Below are 26134 nucleotides of genomic sequence, written 5' to 3' on the forward strand. Positions count from 1 at the left end.
GGTCCCGGCGCGTCTCCCACGCTCGTTCAGTCTCTAGGCACCTAAGGTGCCAGAAAGGGTAGGTGAAGTCATATGGCAAAAGTCCGTGTGTCCACCCTGGCCAAAGAGTTCGGCATGACCTCCAAGGAACTGATGGGTCATCTCGCCGATATGAAGATTCCCGCTAAGTCCGCTTCCTCCACTTTGGAGGACGCTTATGTCGCCATGGTCCGCAAGCAGCTCGCCTCGGTGATCGAGGCCCGCGCTCAGGAAGTCGAGGCCGCCAAGCAGGCCGAGGAGCAGGCAGCTGCCGCCGAGGAAGCCGCTCGCGCCGCCGAGGCCGAGCGCGAGCGCATCGCCGCCGAGAAGGCGCGCGAGGAGGAGCGCCGCCAGTTTGCCGCAGCCCAGGCTGCCGAGGAGGCCGCCCGCGCCGAGGCTGAGGCCAAGAAGAAAGCCGAGCAGGAGCGCCTTGCCCGCGAGAAGGAGGAGGCTGCCCGCGAGGCCCAGCGCCGCGCCGTTCCCGCTTCCGACTCCGGTTCGCGCTTCCGTTCGCTGCTCGACCAGATCGCCGCACAGGAGACCGTGCTCAAGGAGAAGAAGGACGCCGAGGACAAGGCCAAGGCCGAGCGCGCCGCCGAGCGCGGTAACCGTCGTGGCGGCAACAACGACCGCCGCGGTGGCCGTCGTAACGATCGCAACGCTTCCGACAACAACTCCGAGCGCAACGCCTCCGAGAGCCGTCCGCACAGCCATCGCACCAACGCCAGCAACAACGTCGCTGCCGGCATGGACTTCCCCAACCCCGATAAGCAGGGCAAGGGCAAGAAACGCAAGGGCGGTCACAACAACGAAGAGGACCACTATAGCCGCATGGCTCGCGAGGCCGAGGAGTACAGCCGCGAGAAGGTACTCGAGGAGGCTCGTGCCGCCGTCGAGGAGGCCTCTCGCGAGTCCACCGGTCGCCGCAAGAAGCGCAAGGAGAAGCGCGAGCGCGAGGCTGCCAAGGCTCAGGAGGAGCGCAAGATAGAGGAGGCGTTGGCCCAGGGTGTGAACCCCGAGGAGCTCGACGCCATCAAGGTCTCCCAGGGCGTTACCGTCCAGGAGCTTGCTGAGGCCCTCGACGTTCCGGCCAACGACATCATCAAGCGCCTGTTCCTGCTGGGCACGCCGCTCACTATGACGCAGTCCATGTCCGACGACCTCGTCGAGCTCGTTGCCGACGACCTGGGCCGTCAGATCAAGATCATCACCCCCGAGGAGGAGAACACCTTCTCGTTCTACGACGATCCCGCCGACCTTAAGCCGCGCGCCCCGGTCGTCACCGTCATGGGCCACGTCGACCACGGCAAGACGAGCCTCCTCGACGCCATCCGTCACACCGGTGTCGCTGCCGGCGAGGCTGGCGGCATTACGCAGGCCATCGGTGCTTCGCAGGTCATGATCAACGACCGAAAGATCACCTTCATCGATACCCCGGGTCACGCTACCTTTACGGCTATGCGTGCCCGTGGTGCCAAGGTGACCGATATCGTCATTCTAATCGTGGCTGCCGACGACGGCGTCATGCCACAGACCGTCGAGTCGATTAACCACGCCAAGGCCGCCGGCGTACCCATCGTCGTCGCCGTCAACAAGATCGATAAGCCGGGTGCCAACCCCGACCGCGTGCGCCAGGAGCTCACCGAGTACGGTGTCATCCCCGAGGAGTGGGGCGGACAGAACATGTTCGTCAACATCTCGGCGAAGCAGAAGATCGGTATCGACGATCTGCTCGAGACCGTGCTGCTCCAGGCCGATGTACTCGAGCTCAAGGCCAACCCCGACACCTTTGCCTCCGGCAACGTCCTCGAGGCCAAGCTCGACAAGGGCCGCGGCTCGGTCGCTACCGTGCTCGTGACCCGCGGTACCCTGCATGTAGGCGATACACTGGTCGCCGGCCTTACCTACGGTCGCGTCCGCGCCATGCTCGACCCCAAGGGCCGCGCCGTCACCGAGGCCGGTCCCTCCGACGCCGTCGAGATCCTGGGCCTGCAGTCCGTGCCCAACGCCGGTGACGAGTTCCGCGTGTTCGAGGACGAGCGCGAGGCTCGCGCCTTGGCCGACGAGCGTTCGCTCAAGGCTCGTATCGAGGAGCAGAGCCGCGTGAAGCACGTCACGCTCGAGAACCTCTTCGAGACCATTGCCGACGCCGAGGTCAAGGAGCTCAACCTGATCATCAAGGCCGACGTCCAGGGTTCCATCGAGGCCCTTCAGGACTCGCTCGACAAGATGGATCAGTCCGAGGTTCGTATCAACACGATCCACTCCGCCGTTGGTGCCATCAACGAGACCGACGTCGTCCTGGCCGACGCTTCCAACGCCATCATCATCGGCTTTGGCGTCCGTCCCGACGGTAAGGCGCGCTCCGCCGCCGAGCGCGAGGGCGTCGAGATCCGTTGCTACGACGTCATCTACAAGTGCCTCGAGGAGCTCGACGCTGCCCGTATCGGCATGCTCAAGCCCACCGAGGTCGAGGTCTCCACGGGTACCGCGACCGTCCTGGACACCTTCAAGGTGCCCAAAGTCGGTATCGCCGCCGGTGTCCGCGTCGAAGAGGGCGAGATCGCCGCGACCGATTCCGTGCGTCTGGTGCGCGACGGTATCGTGGTCTTCAACGGCAAGATCGCCTCGATGCGCCACTACAAGGACGAGGCCAAGAGCCTCAAGAGCGGTTCCGAGGGCGGCATTGGTCTGGAGAACTTCCAGGACATCAAGCCCGGCGACCAGATCGAGGGTTACCGCATCGACCAGGTTGCCCGTACCGAGTAGGGGGTAGCGCTATGAAGCAAACGCAGGCAACCCGCCGTCTGGGCGAGCAGCTTCGCGAGAAGCTTGGTTATATCCTGCTCTTTGAGGTTTCCGATCCGCGTCTCGACCTGGTTACTTTGACCGCGGTCGAGGTCGCGGTGGACCGTTCGTTCGCGCGCGTGTACGTGTCGTGCGATGCGAGCCGCTACGACGAGGTCATGGAGGCGCTCGCAAGCGCCAAGGGCCGTATTCGCAGCCTGTTGGCTCGCTCGCTCGATTGGCGTGTCACGCCCGAGCTCGATTTTCGCATCGATCGCTCGACCGATGAGGCCGAGCGCATCACGCGTGCGCTGGAAAACGTTCCCGCCACGCTTGCGATCGAAAAGGACGAGGACGGCTATCCGATAGCGGATGCCGCCCAGGAGGCAGCTTTAGATGACTAATTCCGCCGACCTCGCCTCGTGCGAGTCTGCAGATATTCAGCGACGCATCCTCGAGCTCATCGAGGGTGCGTCCTCCATTGCGATTTCGGGACATACTTCTCCCGATGGTGATGCCTTGGGCTCCGTGTTGGGTCTGGGCCTTTCGCTCATGAAGTTTTTCCCCAACAAGGACATTGCGCTGCTGCTGGCAGACGATGACCCGGTTCCGCGCATCTACCGCTTTATGGAAGGCTCCGATCGCCTGGTACCGGCATCTGCGTATACCGGCAATCCGGACCTGTTCATCTCGGTGGACGTGCCGGTCGTCGAGCGTCTCAATAATTCCGCCGAGGTGCTTCGTCGCTCCAAGCATGTGGTGTGCTTCGATCACCATCCGGCGCGCGAGGAGTTTGCCGAGCTCAGCCTGAGGCGCGTCGAAGCTGCAGCCTGTGCCATGATCATCGACCGCTTCTTGGACAATTGCGGCATTGTCGCACGTGATGGCGTTGCGACCTGCCTGCTGTGTGGCTTGGTTACCGATACCGGCCGTTTCCAGTACCAAAACGCCGATGCCGCCGCATTCCATGCAGCCTCGCGTCTGGTTGCCCACGGTGCCGATCCGGCGCGTGTGGCACTCGAGGTCTACCAGAGCATGCGCGTTGAATTTTTACACCTCAAGTCCATCGTTATGGGCCGCATCAAGACGGTGGCCCACGGGCGCGTTGCGTATAGTTACGCGTACCAGAGTGACCTTGAGGCTTGCGGTGTCACCTCGGATGAGTGCGACGGCCTAGTCGATGTGGTGCGCTCGGTGATGGGCGTCGAGGTCTGCCTGTTCCTGAAGGGCATTGAGGGCGATACCAAGGTGCGCGGCAACCTGCGCTCCAAGGGCGACCTCAACGTGTCCGAGATCGCTGCTGCTTTTGGCGGAGGCGGACATCCCGCCGCCGCCGGTTTCTCCAACAACGGAACGATTCTCGAGACGCTCACCGTGGCACTTCCCATGCTGGCCGAACTGGTAGGGGAGGATCCCGCTTCGGTGACCGTCGAGCTTTAACTTTTTGGATGGTACATGGCTCGTCGTACGCCTTCTCAACTGAATATGCTGCTCGCCGTCGATAAGCCGGTGGGCTGCACGTCCCACGACGTGGTTTCGCAATGCCGACGCGCCCTCCATGAGCGGCGCGTCGGCCATGCCGGCACGCTCGACCCCATGGCATCGGGTGTCATGGTGGTGGGTGTTGGCCAGGCCACCCGTCTGCTGGGCATGCTAACCCTCGATACCAAAAGCTATGTCGCCGACATCTCGTTTGGCGCCGAGACCAATACCGATGATTCGGAGGGCGAAGCCGTCCGCACGGTTGCCGTTGCTCCCGAGTTGCGCGATCCCGCCTATGCCCGCGAGCGCTTGGCTGCCATGCTTGGCCCACAGATGCAGGTGCCGCCGGCGTTTTCGGCCATCTCGGTCAACGGCGTTCGCGCGTACAAGTCTGCTCGCGAGGGCAATGCTGTTGAGTTGCCCGCGCGCCCCGTCGAGGTCTATGCCGCCGACCTGATCGCCGTGGGAGGCGAAGGTGATACGTGTGTGTGGACCGTGGCGTTCTCGGTGAGCAAGGGCACCTATATCCGTGCACTCGCTCGCGACTTGGGCCGCGCCTGCGAGAGCGCCGCGCACATTTCCGCGCTGCGCCGCACGGCCTCCGGTGTTGTTTCTATTGGCGCATGTCATGCGGTCGAGGAGCTTTCTCCCGATTCCGCGGCTGGCTTTGCTCTGGATCCCATTGCAGCCCTGGGCGCCACGCGTGTTGACGTGCCTGGCAATCTTGCCGACGATCTGCTCTGCGGCCGACGCATTCCCGTTGAGCGTGCGCTTGCCGATTTCGATACCTCGAAGTCGCCTTTTGCGTTGGTGCTCGATGGGGGACTCAAGGCGCTAGCCCGCATTGAGAGTGGCCGCTTTGTCATGGAGCACGTGTTTCCGCAGGCAATCGGCGGTGTTCGATGATGTTGTCCGCTCGCGAGCTCGCGCGTATCTTTTTCGCGGGCGAGTCGGACGAGGCTCGCATCGTTACTGCCGATGCGTTTGATGAGTGCGAGCACTTGGGTGCCGCATCGATTGCCATCGGCGTGTTCGATGGTGTGCACCGTGGACACCAGGAACTCATCGAAGCGCTTGTCCGTGATGCCCGTGCCCATGGCTGCAAGGCGGTCGTGGTCACTTTCGATCCCGACCCGGACGTTGTGGTGAGCCCTTCGCCCGCTCAAAAATTGATGACGACGGCCGACCGTCTACATGCCTTGGCTCAGACCGGGGTCGATACGGTGGTGGCCGTTCCCTTTACGCCTGAGGTTGCGGCACTCGACCATGTCGGTTTTCTCGCACTGCTGTCACGCGTGGTCGACATTCGTTCGATTCGCGTTGGCAGCGACTTTAGGCTGGGTCGCGGCGGTGCTTCTGGTGTTGCCGAGATGCGCGCCTGGGGTTCCGAGCACGGCGTTGACGTGTATGGTCACGACCTGCTTTGCGAGGGCGGTGAGGCCATTTGCGCCACCCGCATTCGTCATGAGCTGGGACAGGGCCATGTGGAGCTTGCTGCTGAGTTGCTCGGCCGCCCGTATATGCTGCGTGGCGGTGTTGTTCGCGGCCGTCATGAGGGTTCTGGCATGGGCTTTCCCACGGCAAACCTGCAGGTTCCCGACGGCATTCAGGTGCCTGCCGATGGCGTGTATGAGGGCCTGGTGCTCGTCGATGACACCGTATGGCCTGCTGCCGTTAACGTCGGCCTGCCGCCGACGTACGCCGATGATGCCGCTTCATCGCATCTCGAGGCTAACTTAATTGGTTATACGGGCGACCTGTACGGCGCTTCCGTTTCGCTGGCGTTTACGCGCTGGCTGCGTCCCTCGCGTGTGTTCGAATCGCTGGATGAGTTGATTGCGACCGTCGAGGGGAATATCGAGGACATTCGTCACAACTTGGGTGAGCAAGGGGTGGGCATCCGTGATTAGCGATGAGGAAAAAGATCAGGTACGCGCTGCGTCCGACCTGGTTGCCATCGTGCAGGAAACGGTTGAGCTCAAGCCCCGCGGCCATGAGTTTTGGGGCTGCTGCCCGTTTCATGGCGAAAAGACTCCGTCCTTCCACATTATTCCCGCCACGCAGGTGTGGCATTGCTTTGGCTGCGGCGAGGGTGGCGACGTCTTCACCTATATCATGAAGCGCGAGAACCTGAGCTTTCCCGAGTCAATCCGTTACTTGGCCGATCGCGCGGGTATTGAGCTGCATGACACCGGAGATCGCCGCGAGCGCGGTACCAAGCGTGCCCGCATCTACGATCTGTGCGCCGAGACCGCCCTGTTCTATCACACCATGCTTATGCGCGGTAAGGACGGTCGTCCGCGCGAGTACTTTGCCAGCCGCGGCATGGGTGGCGACGTCTGCCGCCGCTACTGCCTGGGCTTTGCTCCGGGTCGTAACATGCTGGTAGCTCATCTGTCGCAGGCGGGCTTTACTCCGCAGGAGATGATCGACGCCAACGTGGCTGTGAGCCGCGGGCGCGGGCAGCTTGCCGACCGCTTCTACGACCGCGTGATGTTTCCCATCTTTGATGAGCAGGGTCACAACATCGCCTTTGGCGGTCGTATCATGGGAGACGGCCAACCCAAGTACCTCAACACCGCCGAGACGAGCGTGTTTCATAAAAAGCGAAACCTCTATGGCTTTAATTGGGCCAAGGAGTATATCGTCGCGCAGGATACCGCCATCGTGGTGGAGGGCTATACCGACTGCATCGCTTGTTGGGAGGCGGGGATTAAAAACGTCGTCGCTACGTTGGGCACCGCGCTCACGGAGCATCACGTCAAGACGCTCACCCGCTTTGCCAAGCGCATCGTGTATATGTTCGACGGCGATGCCGCGGGCCAGAAGGCCGCCCGTCGCGCGATTCAGTTTATCGAGCAGGATTCGATGGACCTTCGCTGCGTGGTGCTGCCCGACGGCAACGATCCCATGGAGTTCATCACGGCGCATGGTGGACAGGAGCTGCAGGCGCGCATCGACGCTGCCGAGCCCCTCATGGACTTTGTCTACCGTTCGCTGCAGGAGTCGAGCGACATCACCACGCCGGGCGGTCGCGCCAAGGCGCTGGAAGATGCACTGACGCTTATCTATCCGCTGCGCGATAGCTATATGATCGATACGTACTTTATCCAGATTGCCGATCTGCTGGGTTTGGATCTGGAGACAGTGCGTGCGAGCTCGGGCCGCGTGTTTCGCGATGTCGCCAAGCGCGAGGATGCGGAGCGTCGCCGTGAGCAGAACTATGAGCGTCAGCGGGCACAGGCTGAGCGGTCCGGCGGGACGGGCAGTCGGGCGTCGAGTTCTCGCGATGCCGGTCGCGGTGCTTGGGCATCGGGCGCGACGCCGCCGGTGTCCGCGCCGGTCGAAGAAGAGCCGTACGACTACGTCCCGCTCGATGTCTACGGTGCCGCGCCCGTGGAGGTCGTCGACGATCTGCCGCCGATCGATGTGCCTGATGGTATGGGTGCTGTGCCTGTGGCTGACGGTTCGGGCGCACCGGCTGCCATGGCGCCGATGGTTCTTACTGATCTTGAACGCAAGTCCTTGGCAGGGGAGCGCGAGCTGTTGACGATGCTTACGAGCTACCCCGACCTGTTCCGAACGTATGCCGACCGCATCTGCTCTATCGAGTGGGTTGATCCACGTCACGAGTCCATCGCATGGGCCGTGCTGGCAACGCCGCCGGGAACCGATCCTGCAGCCTGCATGGATGCGGCGCGCTCGGTGTGTCCCGAGGCGGCAACGCTTGTGAGTGCCGGGCGCATCTCGGCGACGAGCAAGCACCCCACCGAGACAAACATCGTGTTCATGCTCGATACGCTCGAGCTCTACACCATCAAGCGCCGCATGCGTGCCGCACAGGCCAAGCTGCGCCAGGACCGTTCGCTCGATGATGAGGCCCGTCACGCGCTGACCGTGCAGGCCGCGCAGGATTCGCAGCGTCAACGCGAGCTGCAAAAGTCTATCGGCGGCGTGGCGGACCCGTTCCGTTTGATCGGTCTGGAGGCCGTAGGCACCGAACAGGCCTAGATGTTGTGGTCAACCAGCGTATTCTCGCCTATATCCAGTCCTCTTTTTGGGTATAGACGCCTATGTGTGTGCTAAAGTATTGAGTCCTGTGGACTATGAAGGGAGAATCTGTGCCAAAAAAGACTGAGAGCACGGGTACTGGGCTGGAATCCTACGTTGCAAAGCTCATGGGCAACGGCTCAAACAGGACTTCGGTAACCGAGGACGAGATTCAGGTCGCCCTGAAGGATATCGATGTTTCTGACGAGCAGCTCACCGCGGTGTATTCCGCGCTGCGCAATAGTGGCATCCAGATTATCTCCGCGAGCGGAAACGACGACGCCCCCATGGACGTCGACGATGACGACACCGATAACGATACTGACGATTTCGATGACGACGACGAGCACGATTCCGGCTCGCTCGACGATCACGAGCTCAAGATGGCCCGTCAGGCCGACGCCGAGATGGGTTCTTCCAAGAGCAAGAAGAAGCGCACCGTGCGCACGTCCCGTTCACGCTCGCGCGTGCGTGGCATCGATGCCTCCACGGTGATGCTGACCGGCGATCCGGTTCGTATGTACCTCAAGGAGATCGGCAAGGTCGACCTGCTGACCGCTTCCGAAGAGGTCGATTTGGCTATGAAGATCGAGGCCGGTCTTGAGGCCACCGAGAAGCTCGAGGCCGCCGAGGCGGGCGAGATCGAGCTTACCCGCGCCGAGATACGTCGCCTGACCCGTATCGAGAACGTGGGTCTCGAGGCCAAGCAGGCGCTCATCAGCGCCAACCTGCGTCTGGTCGTCTCCATCGCCAAGCGCTACGTCGGTCGCGGCATGCTGTTCCTGGACCTGATCCAGGAGGGCAACCTCGGTCTGATTCGCGCAGTCGAGAAGTTCGACTACCAGAAGGGCTTCAAGTTCTCCACGTACGCCACGTGGTGGATCCGTCAGGCCATTACGCGCGCCATTGCCGACCAGGCCCGTACCATCCGTATTCCCGTACACATGGTCGAGACCATCAACAAGCTCGTCCGCGTGCAGCGCCAGCTCCTTCAGGACCTGGGCCGCGACCCGACCCCCGAGGAGATCGGTGCCGAGATGGACATGAGCGCCGACCGCGTCCGCGAGATCCAGAAGATCTCGCAGGAGCCCGTGTCGCTCGAGACCCCCATCGGCGAGGAAGAGGATTCCCAGCTGGGCGACTTCATCGAGGACTCCCAGGCCATCGTTCCGCCCGATGCTGCCAGCTTCTCCATGCTGCAGGAGCAGCTCACCCAGGTGCTCGACTCGCTTGCCGATCGTGAGCGCAAGGTTATCGAGCTGCGCTTTGGTCTTGTCGACGGACATCCCCGTACGCTCGAGGAAGTCGGCCGCGAGTTTGGCGTCACGCGCGAGCGTATCCGCCAGATCGAGTCCAAGACCTTGGCCAAGCTCCGCCACCCCAGCCGCAGTAGCAAGCTGAAGGACTACATCGAAAGCTAGTCAAGCAATAAGCGCCCTCAAGCACATTCGCTCGGGGGCGCTTTCATGTAGTCGTTGGGGACGTTCTTAAACGACTAGGTCGGAAAAATTCTCAAAAAAGTTCTTGCCCTGAGCTGATTCGTCCGTATAATAAATTTCGTTGCTTGAGAGCACGCACCTATTCCTCGGTAGCTCAATGGTAGAGCACGCGGCTGTTAACCGCGCTGTTGTAGGTTCGAGTCCTACCCGGGGAGCCAGAATTTCTCAGCCCATTCCGCTGGGCTTTTTAATTCCTCGGTAGCTCAATGGTAGAGCACGCGGCTGTTAACCGCGCTGTTGTAGGTTCGAGTCCTACCCGGGGAGCCAGGTTGTAAAACCCGTCGCTTATGCGGCGGGTTTTTTCATGCCGCGATCGCCGTTCGCGAACGTTGCCATATCAACATTTCGTGTCGAGGATGTAATCCCGCGACCCATCACCTCAACATGGCGCGGTCGTTGTAGAATATTGCAATGATTGCTCCCACGACATGGTGCCGTGAGCACCAGATAAGGAGATTCTTGTGTCTGAGACCATCAACGGCAGCCTGAGCGTCTCGAACGACGTTATTGCCGATATTGCCGGTTATGCCGCGATGACGTGCTATGGCGTCGTCGGTATGGCTGAGCAGCTCCAGGGCGCCGAGAGCGTGCGCCTGCTTGCCGGTCAGCGCCTCCGCAAGGGCGTGCTTGTCTCCGCCGACGAGAACGGCCTTACGGTCGATCTTCACGTCGTGCTCGAGAACGGCGTCAACATGAAGTCCGTCTGCCACAATCTTTCGAGCTCCGTTGCCTTCACCCTGCAGGAGATCGCCCAGATCGATCCCGCCAGCCTTAAGATCGGCATTCACATCGACGCGCTCAAGAGCCGTCTGAACTAGCATCCGAAAACGGAGATTCAAATACCCATGATTGCAAAGACCATTCGCACCTGTTTTCCGATCGCTGCGGCTGCCGTTTCCGACAAGGCCGAGGAGATCAACAAGCTCAACGTCTTCCCCGTACCCGATGGCGATACCGGCACCAATATGTCGCTCACGCTCGCCTCGGTGACCAAGGAGCTTTCCGCCCTTCCCGCCGATGCCGATATGGAGGCCATCGCCGGCGCCATCACCCACGGCTCCCTGATGGGTGCCCGCGGCAACTCCGGCGTCATCACCTCTCAGATCCTGCGCGGCGTGGCCGAGGGTCTCGTCTCTGCTGATGAGCCCATCACGTCCGCCAACATCGCCTATGCGTTCCGCCGCGCCGTCAAGGTTGCCTTCCAGGCCGTCCGTAAGCCCATCGAGGGCACGATTCTCACGGTGCTGCGCGATGTCTCGACCAAGGCCGACGAGTGCGAAAAGAAGAAGTTCTCGGCCGAGGACGCGCTCGACGCTATCGTCGTCGAGGCATATCAGTCTGTCGCTCGCACGCCCGACCTTCTGCCCGTTCTGAAGGAGAACGGCGTGGTCGACTCCGGCGCCTTTGGCTTTGCCATCTTCCTGGAGAACTTTGTTGCCGCCGCGCTTGGCCGCAGCACCGTTGTCGAGGATTTCTCCGCCACGTTTGATTCCGCTGGCTCTGCCCGCGACGCGGCCCTCAATCGCGTTGAGATCGAGGCCAACGACGACTGGGAGGGCTCGGAGTTCCGCTACTGCAACGAGTTCCTCTTTAAGGCTGACGCTCCCTTTGACGAGGATGAGTGCCTTAAGTTCCTGGGTTCCATGGGCGACTGTGAGCTACTCGTGGGCGCCTACCCCGATTACAAGATCCACGTGCACTCCAACACCCCCAACCTGGTGCTCGAGCACATGCTTCAGCTTGGTCAGATCTACGAGGTCTTTATCCACAACATGGAGATGGAGGCCCACGACCGTACCGCCAAGATTCATGAGGACCAGGAAAAGGCCGCCGAGCCCGCCAAGGCGCTGGGCTTTGTCGCCGTTGCCGCTGGGTCCGGCGAGGCAGACATCCTCAAGTCCCTCGGCGTCGACGTGATCGTGTCGGGTGGTCAGACCATGAACCCCTCGACTGCAGACCTGCTGGGCGCTGTTGACCAGGTCAACGCGACCTCGATCATCATTCTGCCCAACAACGGCAACATCCGCATGGCCGCTGAGGCCGCTGCCTCAGCCTGCACCGACAAGAAGGTCGCCGTCGTTCCCACCAAGACCGTTCCGCAGGCCTTCTCCGCGCTGTTCGCGGTCCTGCCCGATTCCGAGCTCGAGGATGCCGTCGCCGCTATGGTCGACGCCATCAGCGAGGTCCGCGATGGCGAGGTCACCCGCGCCGTGCGCGACTCCAGCGCCTCCGACGGTTCGCCAATTCACTCCGGTGACGTCATGGGCATCATTGCCGGCTCCATCGATGTCGTCGGCTCCGACGTGAAGCAGGTCACGCTCGATTGCATCAACCGCATGCAGGAGGAAGAGGAGGGCGACGCGCTGACGATTCTGGCCGGCGAGGAGCTGTCCGATGAAGCCTTCCAGGAGATCGTCGACGCTATCGAGGAGGCTCAGCCCGACCTGGAGATCGACGCCCATCGTGGCGAGCAGCCGCTCTATCCCGTGATCTTCTCGATCGAGTAGGCATCTGCCTATGTCCGAGCTCTGCTCCGTGCCGCGCGTCTCGGATCGCTTTGCCCAGAGCAATGCGCTCGACGAGGATATCGCGCGACTCAAATATGTTTCGGGTAAACGTGAGGAGGCCCTTCGCCGTCTGGGAATTCGGACGGTGGGGGACCTCCTTCTCCATATCCCTCATCGATACCTGGACTTTACGCGCTCCTGGTCCATCGAGATGGCGCCCATCGGTACCGTGTGCACCATCATCGCCACGGTCGACCGTATCGTTCAAAAGAAGCCGCGTCCGCGCATGCAGGTGACCGAGGTCTCACTCGTTGATGAGACGGGCGTGCTGCAGGTCGCCTTTTTCCGTCAGCCTTGGATTGCCCAGCAGCTTAAGCAGGGCGACCGCCTGGCCGTGATGGGCAAGGTTGAGTTTGCCTACGGTTTTAAGCAGATGGCCTCGCCGCACTTTGAAAAGCTCGATGAGGGGCGTGCTGCGGGCACCATTTTGCCGGTCCATTATGTGAGTGACGGCGTGAGCCAGGCGTGGATGCGCCGCATCGTAAGTGGCGCGCTCGAGGTCGTCGGCAATCCCTTCGATCCGATTCCCGCACGCTTGCGCGTCAAGCGCCGCCTGATGAGCAATGCCCGTGCGCTTCGATCGATCCATTTTCCCTCGAGCATGGCTGAGCGCGATATCGCGCGCGCACGGCTTGCCTACGAGGAGTGCCTCTACCTGCAGCTGGCGCTGCGCCTGCGCAACGACGGCGGCCTGGTCGATGTGGTACCCTATGCCCACGCCGCGGGCGAGCACCTGGCCGCGCTTAAGCAGGCCCTGCCGTTTTCGCTGAGCGACGAGCAACAGGCCGCGTTCCAAGATATCCTGCGCGATATGTGCGATGGCGGGCGCGTGATGAACCGCCTGCTGCTGGGCGATGTCGGTACCGGCAAGACCGCTGTTGCCGCCTGCGCGCTGGCTGTGGCTGCCGATAGCGGCACGCAGGCCTGCGTTATGGCGCCCACGGGCGTGCTGGCGCGTCAATATGCCGATAAGACCGGCCCCTTGCTCTCGCAGGCTGGTATGACCTGGGCGCTCCTGACGGGCGCCACGCCGGCCGCAGAGCGCGAGCGGATCCATGCCCAGCTGGAATCGGGCGAGCTCGACGTGCTCTTTGGCACCCACGCGGTGCTTTCGGATAATGTGGCGTTTAAGCATCTGTCGCTCGTGGTCATCGATGAGCAGCACCGGTTTGGCGTCGGCCAACGCAATGCCTTGCGCGCGAAGGGCCCCGGTGCCGATCTGCTCGTTATGACGGCAACGCCCATCCCGCGTACGCTGGCGCTTTCGGTCTACGGCGATCTGGACACGAGTATCATCCGCCATCGGCCCGTCCCTGGCGCTGGCGTGACGACACGCGTGCTTACCGAGTCGAGTCGCGACCTTGCCTATGGCGCCATCCGCGAGGCGCATGAAAAGGGTCAGCAGGCCTACGTGATTTGCCCGCTCGTGGAGCCGAGTGACTCGGCCGATGATCTGGAGGACGTGCCCGGTATCGCCCGCGACGACGAGGGCCGCGTGACGGTCCCCGTGCCGCTGCACGATACGGCGACCGAGCTCGATCGCCTGCGTCTGGCGTTGCCGGGTCTTGCCATCGAGCGCCTTCACGGCCGCATGCCAGCGGGGGAGAAGGACCAGGTTATCGATGCCTTTAAGCGTGGCGAGATTGACGTGCTCGTCTCGACTACGGTGGTCGAGGTGGGCGTCGACGTGCCTAACGCCACCGTCATGGTCATCGAGAACGGGGAGCGCTTTGGGTTGGCTGCTCTGCACCAGCTGCGCGGTCGCGTGGGCCGTGGCAGTGTGTCGGGCACGTGCCTGGTCATGACGCACTCCAAGGGCAACGGCGGCGCTTCGGCAGCACAAGATCGCCTGCAATCGCTCGAAAAAACCTCGGATGGCTTTACGCTCGCCCAGATGGACCTGCGTCTGCGCCACGAGGGCGAAATCCTGGGGTACCGCCAGCATGGCGGAGTGACCCTGCGCTTTGTCGACCTGGATGCCGACGAGGAGCTGATCGAGTGGGCCCATTTGGACGCGGTCGAGCTCTTGCGGTATGCTTGCAACCTTGACTCCGTGGCGACGCGCCCCCTGCGCGATGCGGTCGCCATGCGATATCGACACATTTTTAAGGAGGTCAGCGGAGGATGAGAATCATCGGCGGCGAATGGCGCGGTCGTAAGATCGAGGAGCCCCGTGGTCGCGATGTCACCCGCCCCACGACCGATCGCGTGCGCGAGGCATGCGCATCTATGGTCATGTCGGCATTCGACTTCGATCTGGACGAGGTCCGCGTCCTGGACGCCTTTGGCGGCTCCGGTGCCTTAGGGTTAGAGATGCTCTCACGTGGTGCCCGCTCGCTCACGACGTTCGAGATCGATCGGAATGCCGCGCGGCTCATTACCAAGAATATCGAGTCGCTCTGCCGTGACCGTGCGCGTTGGCGCGTGATAACGGGCGACATGCTGGCGAGTGCCTCGCGCGGTCGTGTGCCGGGCGGCCCCTTTGATCTGGTCCTGCTCGACCCGCCCTATGCTTTTGGTGCCGAGCCGGTCGAGGAGCTGCTGCAGAAGCTGGCTCAGCAGGGTCTGCTTGCACCTGGCGCTTATGCCCTGTTTGAGCATGCCGCCGCCGATGCGGGCGCGCATCCGGCAGGCTTTGAGATCGTGCGCGAGAAGCGCTACGGCATTACCTCGGTCGACCTGCTTCGTTGGGTCGGCGATAACGATGGTGAGGAAGATTGCGCTGGCACCGATGCTCACAACAACGATGCCACGACGTTTCAGGAGGACGACCATGAATGACACCATCAACCGCGTGATCGTCCCGGGCACCTTCGATCCCATCACGTTTGGCCATATCGACGTCATCCGCCGCGCCCGCCGCATCTTTCCCAGTGTGATCGTCGCTGTTGCCGAGTCGCAGGGTAAAAACGGTGTGGGTACCACGTTTATGCTCGATGAGCGCGTGGCGCTGGCCCGCGAGGCGCTCGGTGATATCGACGGCGTCGAGGTCCTGCCCTTTACCGGCCTCTTGGTCGACTTCGCTCGCGAGCAGGGGGCGGGGGCCGTGGTCAAGGGCCTGCGCGCCATGACCGACTTTGAGTACGAGCTGCAGCAGGCAGATCTCAACTATCGCTTGGATAACGAGCTGGAGTCCATCTTTGTCATGAGTGCGCCGCAGTACGGCTATATCTCGAGCTCGGTCGTTCGCCAGATCGCCTCACTCGGCAGCGATGTATCGACGTTTGTCCCGCCCAACGTGGTCGAAGCGCTCAGACATCGCTTTTCGTGACGTTTTTTATTGCCTGGTGGCATGTGGTAAACTAGCACGATGATATGTTACCTATGAAAGGAGACCGGATGCCGGGCGAGAATTTTCCTGGCGATAGGATCGTCAGCTTGGTCGATGAGCTCGAAGGGCTGATCGAGGAAGCCAAGCCGCCTTTCGGCAAGAACGCTCAGTTCAAGGTCATCGACGCCGACGTGTTCTTCAACATCCTCGACGAGATCCGCATGAGCTATCCCGAGGAGTGGCAGAAGTCCCGCCGTATCCTTAAGGAGCGCGAGGAGCTTATGGCTTCCGCCGCCGCTCAGGCCGATTCCATCATCGCCGACGCTCAGCAGCAGGCCCTCACCATTGCCGGTGAGCAGGAGATCGTCCGCTTAGCGCAGCAGCAGGCCGACGACATCCGTGATCGTGCCCAGCAGTACGAGCGCGAGACGCGTTATGCTGCCGAGGACTACGCAGAGCAGGTCTTTACGCACCTGGAGGAGAACCTCAAGAGCCTGACTGGCACCGTTACCCGTTGCCGTCAGCAGCTCAACGAGGGTGCCGCCCAACAGAATGGTCAGTGGTAATGGCTGAGTTCCCGAGCGTTACCGTCGATCTTTCCGAGCAGCTTGAGTTTCCCGGAGATTCGTATCCGCTGACCGGCAAGGTCGATGTCGCCACCTACACGGTGGGCGAGAAGGAGTACCAGCTACAGGACGGCATCGACTACGACGTTGTCTTTACCAATGCCGGTACCGGTGTCTTGCTCACGGGCATGGTCCGCGCGCACGCCACCGGCGAGTGCGACCGTTGCCTGGAGCCCGCTTCGTTTGATATCGCCGGCGAGATCGAGGAGTTCTACCTCTTCGAGGAGCCCGAGGATCCCGAGGCCTTCGAGGACGGCTACGAGCTCCTGGGTGAGGACCGCATCGTCGATCTGGGTGAGCCCATCAACGACGCGGTCGTCATGGACACGCCGTTTGTGGTGCTCTGCAAGCCCGATTGCCGCGGTCTGTGTCCCACTTGCGGTTGCAATCTCAACGTCGAGCAATGCGATTGCGCCGCACAGGCAGAGGCAGAATGGGCCGCTGCCACGGAAAATCCATTTGCAGCATTGAAGAATCTCAAGCTCGATGAGTAAAACTGTGGTAGTATCGCTACTTGCGCGTAATCGCCACACTGGATAGTTCATAAGGAAGGTCACTATGCCCGTACCTAAACAAAAGCAGGGTCGTATCCGCACTCACACCCGTCGTTCCGCCAACATGAAGATTTCGGCTGCGGCTCAGTCCACGTGCCCCCGTTGCGGCGCTGTCAAGCTTCCGCACCACGTGTGCCCCAGCTGCGGTTTCTACAAGGACCGCGAGGTTATCGTTACCGAGTAACGGTATACTCTGGATGCGATGCCGTTCCAAATGGAACCACAATGGCCGGCTCAATGAGTCGGCCATTTTTGTATAAGGAGCATGTATATGAGTAACGTTCGCGTTTGTGTAGACGTTGTGGGCGGAGACGAGAAACCTCAGGTTGTTCTCGATGGTATCGAGGCTGCGCTTGCCGCCGATCCCGATATCGAGGTCTTGGCAGCTGGCCCCGCTGAAATCGTCAATCCCTTTGCTGCTTCCCATGCACGTGTTGAGGCTCTTGAGGCACCCGACGTTATCGCCATGGATGACGATCCCATTCGCGCCGTGATGACCAAGCGTAAATCGTCGATCGTGCTTGCCTGCCGCGCCATCAAAAAGGGCAACGCGGACGCGTTCTTCTCCGCCGGCTCGACCGGTGCCATGACCGCTGCCGCCACCGCCTATGTGACGCCGTTTAGATATATGGCCGAAGGCAAGAAGCAGCCGGTGCGTCCCTGTCTGACCAATGCGCTGCCCAATCGCGCCGGCGGTCTGACGGTGCTGTGCGATATGGGCGCCAACCCCGATGTCGAGGTCGATGACATGGTGCGTTTTGCCCAGATGGGTAGCGCCTATGCCCGCGTCGTCCTGGGCATCGAGCATCCCCGCGTGGGCCTGCTTGCCAATGGCACCGAGGACGAGAAGGGTTCCAACTTTACCAAGGCCTGCTTCCCGGCCATGAAAGCCGCCGTTCCCGGCTTTGTGGGCAACTGCGAAGGCACCGACCTCACCTCGGGCAATTTCGATGTCGTCGTTGCCGATGGCATGTCGGGCAACATCGCGCTCAAGGCCACCGAGGGCGCTGCCAAGTTTTTGCTGCAGGAACTCAAGGGTGCCTTTATGGCCTCGCTCGGCACCAAGATCGCCGCGCTGCTCATCAAAAAGCAGATGCGCGAGATTAAGGCCAAGCTCTCTGGTGATGCCAAGGGCGGTGCGATTCTTTTGGGCCTGCGTGGCGTGGTCCTAATCGGCCATGGCGCCACCTCGGTCGAGGCTGTTAAAAACGGTACGCTCGCGGCGGCCGAAGCCGTGCGCGCGGGGCTGGTCGAGAACGTCGCCAACTCCATGGACGGCATCGTTTTGTAAGAGCGAGTTAGAGCGCTGTTATGTGCCTCGCGGCCTGCTTCGTGGGGTAGAATCAGAACCGTGTCTTGGTACCGCCCGGGCGGTACCATTCTTTTGGTATTCATTCACTATGAGAGGAAGCGCTATGGACCGCTCCGAAATCTTCGACAAGATCGCCGAGGTCGCTGCTGACGTTCTGGGCGTCGATGTTGCCGAAATTAGCGATGAGGCCACCTTTGACGATCTCGATGCCAACTCGCTCGAGCGCCTGCAGCTGGTTACGGCTATCGAGGACGAGTTCAACCTCGAGATCGATGACGAGACTCTGCTCTCGCTCAACTCTGTCGCCGACGCCGTCGACGCGATCGAACACGCCAGGGAGGCCTAGGTCTTGGCTTTGTCTGAACGACTTACGCGTGCCCAGGAAATCCTGGGCCACGAGTTCAATAATAAGGTACTGCTGCGCGCGGCGCTTACGCATCCCTCGGCAGTCGAGGGCCAGCCGGTTTCTGCCAGCTATGAGCGCCTTGAGTTCTTGGGCGATTCCATTTTGGGCGCCGTCGTCGCCCGTTCGCTCTTTGAGTCCTATCCGGAGTTTGACGAGGGCAAGCTCACGCGCCTGAAGGTGTCGCTTGTCTCGGGCGCCACGCTGTCCGAGGTTTCTCACGAGTTGGGCATCGACGACATCATCATCTTTGGTGCCTCCGAGACAGGTACCGGTGCGCGCGGCCTGCATTCGGCGCTCGAGAACGTCTACGAGTCGCTCGTGGGCGCGCTGTACCTGGACGCCGGCTGGGATGCCGCAGCGGAGTTTATCCACCGTACGCTTAAGCCGCATTTGGCTTCCGAGCGTGCCGAGCACCCCGCGAACCCCAAATCGTTCTTGCAGGAGTGCGTGCAAGCCGACGGTCACGAACCCCCGGCGTATAAGCTCGTTGGCTCCGAGGGCCCGGCGCATGCGCCCACCTTTACCGCCGTGGTGTTGATCGATGGTATTCGCCAGGGTCGCGGCTCCGGCTCCTCAAAGAAGGAAGCCGAGGGAGCCGCTGCACTCGAGGCACTTGACCGCATGGGCTACACCACCAACGGCGTGATTCTCAACAAGAAGCCTGTTTAAGCGAGGAACCGTGTATCTCAAGTCCCTCACGCTCAAAGGGTTCAAGTCGTTTGCCGACCGCGCCCATATGACGTTTGAGCCGGGCCTGACCGTCATCGTCGGTCCCAACGGCTCGGGAAAATCGAACATCTCTGACTCGATTCTGTGGGTCCTGGGCGAGCAGAGCGCCAAGCAGCTGCGCGGCCAGGCCATGGAGGATGTCATCTTCTCGGGCTCGTCAGCGCGCAAGCCGGTGGGTGTCGCCGAGGTCACGCTGGTGCTCGATAACTCGGACCATATGCTGCCCGTCGACTTTGACGAGGTCGCCATCACCCGTCGTATGTATCGCTCGGGCGAAAGCGAGTACCTCATCAACTCGAGCCCGTGCCGCCTGATGGACATTCAGGACATCCTGCACGATTCGGGCCTGGGTAAGGATACGCATTCCATCATCAGCCAGGGCAAGCTCGACGCCATTTTGCAGAGCCGCCCCGAGGAGCGCCGTGCCCTCATCGAGGAGGCCGCCGGCATCTCCAAGCACAAACGCCGCAAGGAGCGTGCGCTCAAAAAGATTAAATCGATGGACGAGCACTTGACCCGTGCCCGCGACATCAATAAGGAAATCGCCCGTCAGCTGCGGCCGCTGGAGCGTCAGGTCGATCGCGCGCGCAAGTACAAAGAGCTGTCCTCGCGCGCGAACGAACTTACGCAGATGCTGGCCGTCGACGAGCTTCGTTCGCTGCAGTCGCAGTGGAACGACTTGGAGAGCCGCTCCAAGGAAGGCGCCGCCGAGCTGGAGCTTGCGCAGTACCGCATGGGCGAAAAGGAGCGCGAGCTCGAGAAGCTCCAGGTTATGCTCGAGGAAAAGGGCCTGTTTGTGGGCGACCTGGGCGAGCAGCGCCGCCATATGCAAGACGTGGTCGGCCGCATTAACTCCGATATGCGCCTGCTCGAGGAAAAGGGCCACAACATGGTGTCGCGCCTGTCCGACATGCGTGGCCAGATCTCGAGCTCCGAGCATCAGCGTCGTCGCGTGGTCGAGGAGCTCGAGGACGCGCGTGCACAGCTTGAGGAAGTGACCGGCGCGCACATGCAGGCCCAGGAGGACGTTGACGCCGCTGGTCCTGCCGCCGCTGAGCTCCACGAGCGGCGCGTGGCGCTCGACAATCAGATTTCGCAGCTTACGCGTGAGCAACGCGATGTGCAGCGTGTGGCCGATAACGCGGCGCTCGAACTCGCCAAGGTGAAGGACTCGCTGAGCAACGCCGAGGTCGAGGACAACATGTACGCCTCGCGCCTGGAGCAGATTGATGAACAGCTCGAGGAGGTTACAGCATCGCTTGATAGCCGTCGCGACCGTGCTGAGGAGCTTGAGAGTGCCCTTGAGGCGGCTCGTCAGGCCCAGAACGATGCGCGCGAGGCCACCGAGGTCGCCCGTGCAGCCCTGAAGGACTTGCGTAATCGTGAGAGCGAGGCGCGCAACAAGCTGTCCGAGGTGCGCTCGGAGCTTGCCAGCCAAAAGAAGCTTGATGCCCGCATGGCCGACAGCTCGCCGTTGGTGAGCCGTCTGGTGGGCGCGCTGGGCGACAATGTTGCTGGTCGTCTGGGTGATGTGCTCGAGGCTCCGCGTGAGCTCGAGGGTCTGGTTGAGCAGCTGCTCGCCGGCGATATCGATGCCCTGCTGTTCGATGATGCCGCCGCACTGGAGCGCGCCGGTCGCGCCGCTCTGGACCAGAAGAAGGCCTCGGGCGAGGCACTGTTGGTGGCGCGTGGCGTGAGCGGATCTACTGCGGCCGAGGGTGCTGCCGGCACCCGTCTGGTCGACCGCCTGTCCGTGCGCGCGGACTATGGTCCGGTCGTCGAGGCCCTGCTCGGCGGCTATTACGTTGTCGATGATTTGGCTGCTGCGCTGGCGGGTCCGGTCGTGGACGGCGTGACCTATGTGACTCCCGATGGCGCCCGTGTTTCCTGCGGCGGCCTGGTGCGCGTAGGGCTCGATGCCGGCGAGGCATCGGGTGCCTTGGAGCGCAAACGCCGCATTCGCGAGCTCGAGGGCCTGGAGCCCGATCTAGCGGCTGCGTTCGAGCATGTTTCGGATCAGGTCATCGAGGCCAATGCTGCCGTCGAGGAGGCGCGTGCCGCCGAGGGCGATGCCGCCGGCGAGATTGCCCGCCTTGAGGGCGAGCGCCGCTCGCTGCTCTCCGAGATCGGCCGTCTTGAGCAGAGTGCCAACAACGCTGAGGTCGAGCGCGTGCGCATTTCCAAGCGCCGTGAGCAGGCTGCCGAGGCCGTTCGCGCTGCGCGTCCGCGCGTGGACGAGCTTACTCGCTCTCGTGATGAGGCTCGCGCTCAGGCAAGTGACCTGGGCCTGCAGATTGCCGAGGCCAATGACGAACTCGATCGCGTGCGTCGCGACGACTCCGAGGCCGCCGGCAAGCTCGCCGATGCCAAGGTGCGCCTGGCCCAGACGAGCGAGCGCCTGCGTTCGCTGAAGGGCCGTGTGCCCGATTTGGAGCATCGCTTGGAGGGCATCGATCGCCGCATCCGCGGAACGCGTCAGGCCTCGCGCTCGCTTGAGCTGCTGCGCCTGCGCGTCGATCCCATGCACGAGCGTTATTCGGCCCTGCTCGAGCGTGCCTCGGATTGGGCGGCACGCCTGCGCGACCAGGCCTCTCTGGAGGAGGCGGACTCGGCTTCGCTCAAGAAGACCATCGAGGACGCCAAGGCCGAGGTCGCCCGTGCCAAAGAGAGGGTCGATGCTGCCACCGCAACGCAAAATGAGTTCAAGGTGGCCCGCGGCAAGCTCGAGGTGCAGGTGGAGGCCGCGATCAAGGCCATCACCGCCGACGGCACCACGGTGCTCGAGGAGGCACTCATGCTTCCCGCGCCTACCGACCGTGACGCCGCCGAGCGCGAGCTCAACCAGCTTGTGCGCCAGATCAACAACCTGGGCCCTGTGAACCAGGTGGCCATGGAGGAGTACGAGCAGCTCAAGCGCCGTGCCGACTACATCGAGGAGCAGCTGGCCGATCTGGAGAGCGCGCGCAAGGCGCTCACCAAGATCACCGTGGCGATCGACCGCAAGATGCGCAAGGCGTTCCTCGTGACCTTTGAGAAGGTCGATGCGAACTTCCGCGAGATCTTCGCCATGCTCTTCCCGGGCGGTCAGGCTCATCTTGAGATGACCGACCCCGAGCATCCGGCCGAGACGGGCATCGAGGTCGTGGCGCAGCCGCGCGGCAAGCGCATCACCAAGATGATGCTCATGTCGGGTGGCGAGAAGAGCCTGACGGCGCTCGCCCTGCTCTTTGCCGTGTACCGCACGCGCACGGTGCCGTTCTATGTGCTGGACGAGGTCGAGGCGGCGCTCGACGACGCCAACCTGTCCAAGCTTATCGGCGCCCTCGATGTCCTGCGTTCCGATACGCAGCTCTTGGTCATTTCGCATCAGCGCCGTACTATGGAGGACGCTGACGTCCTCTATGGCGTCTCGATGCAAGCCGACGGCGTCAGTCGCGTCGTCTCGCAAAAACTCGATCGCGAAACCGGAAAGGTCGTGAATGCATAATGGGATTCTTTGACGCTCTCTCGCGCGGACTTGAGCGCAGTCGCGAGGCCCTCAACGAGGTCTTTTACTTTGGCGGCGAGGTCGACGAGGATTTTTGGGAGGACCTGGAGGACACCCTCGTTATGGGTGACATGGGTGCCGAGGTCGCCATCAAGGTCTCCGATGACCTGCGCGAGACGGCCGCCAAGAAGAACCTCAAGACCGCCCCGCAACTCCGTCGCGCCCTGGCCGAGCAGCTTGAGCAGCACTTTGTGCCCATCGAGCGCGATCCGTTCTCCGATACGCCGAGCTGCGTGCTGTTTGTGGGCATTAACGGTGCCGGCAAGACCACGACGGTCGGTAAGATCGCGAGCGCCATGGCCGCCCGCGGCAAGAACGTGGTGATCGGTTCGGCCGATACCTTCCGTGCCGCCGCCATCGAGCAACTCGATGTGTGGGGCCAACGCGCCGGCGTTCCGGTCATTAAGCGCGACCGCGGCTCCGATCCGGCGAGCGTGTGCTATGACGTGCTCGACGAGGCCGACAAGCGCGGCAGCGACCTGGTGCTCATCGATACCGCCGGTCGTCTGCATACGAGCCCCGAGCTCATGCGCGAGCTCGCCAAGGTGGTCAACGTGACCCGTAAGCGCGCCGCCAATATGGCCGCAGGCCCCATGCCGGTCTCGGTCGTGCTCGTGATCGATGCCGCCACCGGTCAGAACGGCCTGAATCAGGCGCTCGAGTTTAACGAGGCGCTGGGTCTGGACGGTATTATCATGACTAAGCTCGATGGCACGGCGAAGGGCGGTATCGCCATGGCCGTGGCCGAGAAGCTCAAGCTCCCGATCCTGCGCATCGGCGTGGGTGAGCAGGTCGATGACCTGCAGGAGTTTAACGCCAAAGATTTCTGCCGCGCCCTGGTGGGCGAGTCCAACTAAGGAGTAGCTAGTGTTTGATTCCCTGAGCGATCGCCTCAACGACACATTTGACCGCCTGCGCGGCAAGGGCAAGCTGACCGAGGCCGATATCACCTCGGCCATGCGTGACATTCGCATGGCGCTGCTCGAGGCCGACGTCAACTTTAAGGTCGTCAAGGAGTTCGTTGCCAAGACGAAGGAGCGCTGCATGACCGCCGAGGTCATGGAGTCGCTCTCGCCGGCGCAAAACGTCGTCAAGATCGTGCTCGACGAGCTCACCGAGATGCTCGGCTCCACCGAGAGCAAGCTCGTCTTTAGCAACCGCATTCCCAACGTCATCATGCTTGTGGGCCTGCAGGGCTCCGGTAAGACCACGGCGGCCGTAAAGCTGGCCTACCTGCTTAAGAAGCAGGGCCGCTCGCCACTGCTCGCCGCGTGCGACGTCTACCGTCCCGCCGCAGCCGACCAGTTGGCCACGCTCGGTGGCGAGATCGGCGTGCCGGTCTTCCGCGGCGACGGCGTGCATCCGGTCGACATCGCCAAGGGCGCTATCCAGGAAGCCGTCGACCACCTGCGCGACGTGGTCATCGTCGATACCGCCGGTCGTCTGCAGATCGATGAGCAGATGATGCAGGAGGCCGTCGACATCAAGAAGGCCGTCAAGCCCGACCAGGTGCTGATGGTCGTCGACGCCATGACCGGCCAGGATATCGTCAACGTCGTTTCGACCTTTGCCGAGCGCACCGACTTTGACGGCGTGATCATCTCCAAGCTCGACGGTGACGCCCGTGGCGGCGGCGCGCTTTCGGTGCGTCAGGTGACCGGCAAGCCCATCAAGTTCGTGAGCATGGGCGAGAAGCCCGATTCGCTCGAGCCGTTTTATCCCGACCGCATGGCCAAGCGCATTCTGGGTATGGGCGACGTCGTCGGCATCATCGAGAAGGCCCAGGAGGCGGCCGATGCCGAGCAGCTCGAGGCTGCCGAGCGTATGCTGCGCGAGGGCTTCACCATGAACGACATGCTCGACCAGATGAAGGCCGTCAAAAAGATGGGCGGTATGAAGGGCATCCTGGGCATGCTTCCCGGCGGCCAGCGCGCGCTCAACCAGATGGGCGGCAACCTGGACGAGGGCATCTTCGATAAGAACGAGGCCATCATCATGTCGATGACCAAGGAGGAACGCCTGCGTCCCTCCATCATCAACGGCCAGCGCCGTGCCCGCATTGCCAAGGGCGCCGGCGTTACCCCCACCGAGGTCAATAGCCTTATGAAGCAGTGGGGCGAGATGAACAAGATGATGGGCCGCATGCGCACGATGGCCAATCAGGCACAGGCCGGCGGCAAGAAGGGCAAAAAGGGTAAGAAGGGCAAGAAGCTGCGCATGCCCAATATCCCTGGTCTTGACGCTATGGGTCTGGGCGGCATGGGTGGCCTGGGTACGGGCGGCCCCAAGTCCGATATGGACCTGCTGCGCCAGATGGAAGCGCAGATGCGCAATAAAAAGTAACAGCTCATTGAGTCGTGTATGGCGAAGGCCGCCCGGATTGAGTTCCGGGCGGCCTTCGCTGCTTTTATTTGATTGAGCGGCCTGAGATTGCGGTGCCGTGTCGTTAGTGGCAGCCACAGCCCTCGTGGCCCTCGTGGTCGTGATGGCCGTGGCAGCCGCAGGGCTCGCCGTGTTCGTGGGTGTGATCGTGGTCGTGGCCATGGCAGCCACACGTGGCCTCGCCATTCTGCGCGAGCGTGCCGGCGATGAGGGCCTCGACGCAGGCGTCGCAGCTGCCCTGGGCGCCGGCATAGACGGTGACGGCGGCCTGGGCGAGCGCGTTGATGGCGCCGCCGCCGATGCCGCCGCAGATGAGCGTGTCCACGCCGCCGTTGGCGAGCAGGCCCGCCAGGGCGCCGTGACCGGTGCCACCGGTGCCCACGACCTGCTCGTTGAGCACCTTGCCATCCTGGATGTCGTAGATCTTAAATTGCTCGCTGCGGCCAAAGTGCATAAAGATGTTGCCGTTGTCGTACGTCGTTGCCACCCTCATGGTGCCGACCTCCTTTGCTGGCCATGCGGCCGTCGTTGTAGTGATGGGGGAGTACGCGATATTGCCGCCCTCGATGACGAGTGCCCGCCCGTTAATCAGTGCGTTTGCCACCTTACGATGTGCGCGGCTGCAAATGGCCGCCACGGTGGCGCGGGCGATGCCCATCTGCTGGGCGACCGCCTCTTGGTTGAGTCCTTCGAGGTCGCAGAGGCGCAGCACCTCGAGCTCGTCGACGGTCATGTCGATGGCGTCTCCGCTGGCTAGGCCGTCGGGGGTAAAGCCGCGGTATTCGGGGATGATTCCGACGCGGCGAAGTTTTTCGCGTCTTCCTGCCATGCACACTCCTTATCTGGCATATGTCAACAATAGGATAACTCGTTAATCGATGGACGCAAGGTATTTTGGGCATAT

22 protein-coding genes and 2 tRNA genes are annotated in these 26134 nt (G+C 62.3%); 23 read left to right on the forward strand and 1 reads right to left on the reverse strand.

What is annotated here, in order from left to right:
- Window positions 1-72: 72 nt before the first annotated feature.
- The 23 genes from infB to ffh all read left to right on the forward strand — a co-directional run bounded on the left by infB (window position 73) and on the right by ffh (window position 25191).
- Window positions 73-2787, forward strand: coding sequence for a translation initiation factor IF-2 (gene infB / locus OIL88_06070; GenBank protein HJI71931.1), 2715 nt, complete (start codon window positions 73-75; stop codon window positions 2785-2787).
- 11 nt (window positions 2788-2798) lie between these two features.
- A complete protein-coding gene (rbfA, locus tag OIL88_06075) occupies window positions 2799-3209 on the forward strand; it encodes a 30S ribosome-binding factor RbfA (protein ID HJI71932.1) in 411 nt (136 codons plus the stop codon).
- Complete coding sequence (locus OIL88_06080; GenBank protein ID HJI71933.1) at window positions 3202-4245, forward strand: DHHA1 domain-containing protein; 1044 nt, start codon at window positions 3202-3204, stop codon at window positions 4243-4245. Before rbfA ends, OIL88_06080 begins: the two co-directional genes overlap by 8 nt.
- Window positions 4246-4260: 15 nt before the next feature.
- Window positions 4261-5193: a tRNA pseudouridine(55) synthase TruB gene (truB, locus tag OIL88_06085; GenBank protein HJI71934.1), complete on the forward strand. Its 933-nt coding sequence runs from the start codon at window positions 4261-4263 to the stop codon at window positions 5191-5193.
- A complete protein-coding gene (gene ribF, locus OIL88_06090) occupies window positions 5190-6197 on the forward strand; it encodes a riboflavin biosynthesis protein RibF (protein ID HJI71935.1) in 1008 nt (335 codons plus the stop codon). The genes truB and ribF overlap by 4 nt, the downstream gene beginning before the upstream one ends.
- The gene (gene dnaG / locus OIL88_06095) at window positions 6190-8298 is read left to right on the forward strand and encodes a DNA primase (protein HJI71936.1); all 2109 of its coding nucleotides are present in this window, start codon (window positions 6190-6192) and stop codon (window positions 8296-8298) included. The genes ribF and dnaG overlap by 8 nt, the downstream gene beginning before the upstream one ends.
- A gap of 110 nt (window positions 8299-8408) precedes the next feature.
- On the forward strand, window positions 8409-9758 hold the full coding sequence (gene rpoD / locus OIL88_06100) for an RNA polymerase sigma factor RpoD (protein HJI71937.1): 1350 nt from the start codon (window positions 8409-8411) through the stop codon (window positions 9756-9758).
- Window positions 9759-9919: 161 nt separating this feature from the next.
- Window positions 9920-9994, forward strand: a tRNA-Asn gene (locus OIL88_06105).
- A gap of 34 nt (window positions 9995-10028) precedes the next feature.
- Window positions 10029-10103, forward strand: a tRNA-Asn gene (locus tag OIL88_06110).
- Window positions 10104-10297: 194 nt separating this feature from the next.
- Window positions 10298-10654: an Asp23/Gls24 family envelope stress response protein gene (locus tag OIL88_06115; GenBank protein ID HJI71938.1), complete on the forward strand. Its 357-nt coding sequence runs from the start codon at window positions 10298-10300 to the stop codon at window positions 10652-10654.
- A gap of 27 nt (window positions 10655-10681) precedes the next feature.
- Window positions 10682-12343, forward strand: coding sequence for a DAK2 domain-containing protein (locus OIL88_06120; protein ID HJI71939.1), 1662 nt, complete (start codon window positions 10682-10684; stop codon window positions 12341-12343).
- Between the two features lie 10 nt (window positions 12344-12353).
- The gene (gene recG / locus OIL88_06125) at window positions 12354-14531 is read left to right on the forward strand and encodes an ATP-dependent DNA helicase RecG (GenBank protein ID HJI71940.1); all 2178 of its coding nucleotides are present in this window, start codon (window positions 12354-12356) and stop codon (window positions 14529-14531) included.
- A complete protein-coding gene (gene rsmD / locus OIL88_06130; protein HJI71941.1) occupies window positions 14528-15184 on the forward strand; it encodes a 16S rRNA (guanine(966)-N(2))-methyltransferase RsmD in 657 nt (218 codons plus the stop codon). The genes recG and rsmD overlap by 4 nt, the downstream gene beginning before the upstream one ends.
- Window positions 15177-15674, forward strand: a complete 498-nt coding sequence (coaD, locus tag OIL88_06135; GenBank protein ID HJI71942.1) for a pantetheine-phosphate adenylyltransferase — start codon at window positions 15177-15179, stop codon at window positions 15672-15674. Before rsmD ends, coaD begins: the two co-directional genes overlap by 8 nt.
- Window positions 15675-15742: 68 nt before the next feature.
- The gene (locus OIL88_06140; GenBank protein HJI71943.1) at window positions 15743-16240 is read left to right on the forward strand and encodes an ATPase; all 498 of its coding nucleotides are present in this window, start codon (window positions 15743-15745) and stop codon (window positions 16238-16240) included.
- Entirely contained in the window at window positions 16240-16794 is a 555-nt protein-coding gene (locus OIL88_06145; GenBank protein HJI71944.1) for a DUF177 domain-containing protein, read from the forward strand. Before OIL88_06140 ends, OIL88_06145 begins: the two co-directional genes overlap by 1 nt.
- A 64-nt stretch (window positions 16795-16858) precedes the next feature.
- Complete coding sequence (rpmF, locus tag OIL88_06150; GenBank protein HJI71945.1) at window positions 16859-17038, forward strand: 50S ribosomal protein L32; 180 nt, start codon at window positions 16859-16861, stop codon at window positions 17036-17038.
- Between the two features lie 87 nt (window positions 17039-17125).
- Window positions 17126-18145, forward strand: coding sequence for a phosphate acyltransferase PlsX (plsX, locus tag OIL88_06155; protein HJI71946.1), 1020 nt, complete (start codon window positions 17126-17128; stop codon window positions 18143-18145).
- Between the two features lie 124 nt (window positions 18146-18269).
- Window positions 18270-18512, forward strand: a complete 243-nt coding sequence (locus OIL88_06160; GenBank protein HJI71947.1) for an acyl carrier protein — start codon at window positions 18270-18272, stop codon at window positions 18510-18512.
- 3 nt (window positions 18513-18515) lie between these two features.
- A complete protein-coding gene (gene rnc, locus OIL88_06165) occupies window positions 18516-19241 on the forward strand; it encodes a ribonuclease III (protein HJI71948.1) in 726 nt (241 codons plus the stop codon).
- A 10-nt stretch (window positions 19242-19251) separates the two neighbouring features.
- Entirely contained in the window at window positions 19252-22788 is a 3537-nt protein-coding gene (gene smc / locus OIL88_06170) for a chromosome segregation protein SMC (GenBank protein ID HJI71949.1), read from the forward strand.
- Window positions 22788-23705: a signal recognition particle-docking protein FtsY gene (ftsY, locus tag OIL88_06175; GenBank protein HJI71950.1), complete on the forward strand. Its 918-nt coding sequence runs from the start codon at window positions 22788-22790 to the stop codon at window positions 23703-23705. Before smc ends, ftsY begins: the two co-directional genes overlap by 1 nt.
- 10 nt (window positions 23706-23715) lie before the next feature.
- Window positions 23716-25191, forward strand: coding sequence for a signal recognition particle protein (gene ffh, locus OIL88_06180; protein HJI71951.1), 1476 nt, complete (start codon window positions 23716-23718; stop codon window positions 25189-25191).
- Between the two features lie 103 nt (window positions 25192-25294).
- Here the strand turns inward: ffh and OIL88_06185 are convergent, their stop codons facing one another.
- Complete coding sequence (locus OIL88_06185; protein HJI71952.1) at window positions 25295-26059, reverse strand: DUF134 domain-containing protein; 765 nt, start codon at window positions 26057-26059, stop codon at window positions 25295-25297.
- Window positions 26060-26134 lie beyond the last annotated feature (75 nt).

It is taken from the genome of Coriobacteriaceae bacterium (assembly GCA_025992855.1).
Taxonomy (GTDB): domain Bacteria; phylum Actinomycetota; class Coriobacteriia; order Coriobacteriales; family Coriobacteriaceae; genus Collinsella.

What these genes read in the sequence shown, in the direction of transcription:
- infB (HJI71931.1), top strand. Translation starts at nt 73, where the DNA reads ATGGCAAAAGTCCGTGTGTCCACCCTGGCCAAAGAGTTCGGCATGACC.
- rbfA (HJI71932.1), top strand. Translation starts at nt 2,799, where the DNA reads ATGAAGCAAACGCAGGCAACCCGCCGTCTGGGCGAGCAGCTTCGCGAG.
- OIL88_06080 (HJI71933.1), top strand. Translation starts at nt 3,202, where the DNA reads ATGACTAATTCCGCCGACCTCGCCTCGTGCGAGTCTGCAGATATTCAG.
- truB (HJI71934.1), top strand. Translation starts at nt 4,261, where the DNA reads ATGGCTCGTCGTACGCCTTCTCAACTGAATATGCTGCTCGCCGTCGAT.
- ribF (HJI71935.1), top strand. Translation starts at nt 5,190, where the DNA reads ATGATGTTGTCCGCTCGCGAGCTCGCGCGTATCTTTTTCGCGGGCGAG.
- OIL88_06120 (HJI71939.1), top strand. Translation starts at nt 10,682, where the DNA reads ATGATTGCAAAGACCATTCGCACCTGTTTTCCGATCGCTGCGGCTGCC.
- recG (HJI71940.1), top strand. Translation starts at nt 12,354, where the DNA reads ATGTCCGAGCTCTGCTCCGTGCCGCGCGTCTCGGATCGCTTTGCCCAG.
- rsmD (HJI71941.1), top strand. Translation starts at nt 14,528, where the DNA reads ATGAGAATCATCGGCGGCGAATGGCGCGGTCGTAAGATCGAGGAGCCC.
- coaD (HJI71942.1), top strand. Translation starts at nt 15,177, where the DNA reads ATGAATGACACCATCAACCGCGTGATCGTCCCGGGCACCTTCGATCCC.
- OIL88_06140 (HJI71943.1), top strand. Translation starts at nt 15,743, where the DNA reads ATGCCGGGCGAGAATTTTCCTGGCGATAGGATCGTCAGCTTGGTCGAT.
- OIL88_06145 (HJI71944.1), top strand. Translation starts at nt 16,240, where the DNA reads ATGGCTGAGTTCCCGAGCGTTACCGTCGATCTTTCCGAGCAGCTTGAG.
- rpmF (HJI71945.1), top strand. Translation starts at nt 16,859, where the DNA reads ATGCCCGTACCTAAACAAAAGCAGGGTCGTATCCGCACTCACACCCGT.
- plsX (HJI71946.1), top strand. Translation starts at nt 17,126, where the DNA reads ATGAGTAACGTTCGCGTTTGTGTAGACGTTGTGGGCGGAGACGAGAAA.
- OIL88_06160 (HJI71947.1), top strand. Translation starts at nt 18,270, where the DNA reads ATGGACCGCTCCGAAATCTTCGACAAGATCGCCGAGGTCGCTGCTGAC.
- ftsY (HJI71950.1), top strand. Translation starts at nt 22,788, where the DNA reads ATGGGATTCTTTGACGCTCTCTCGCGCGGACTTGAGCGCAGTCGCGAG.
- OIL88_06185 (HJI71952.1), bottom strand. Translation starts at nt 26,059, where the DNA reads ATGGCAGGAAGACGCGAAAAACTTCGCCGCGTCGGAATCATCCCCGAA.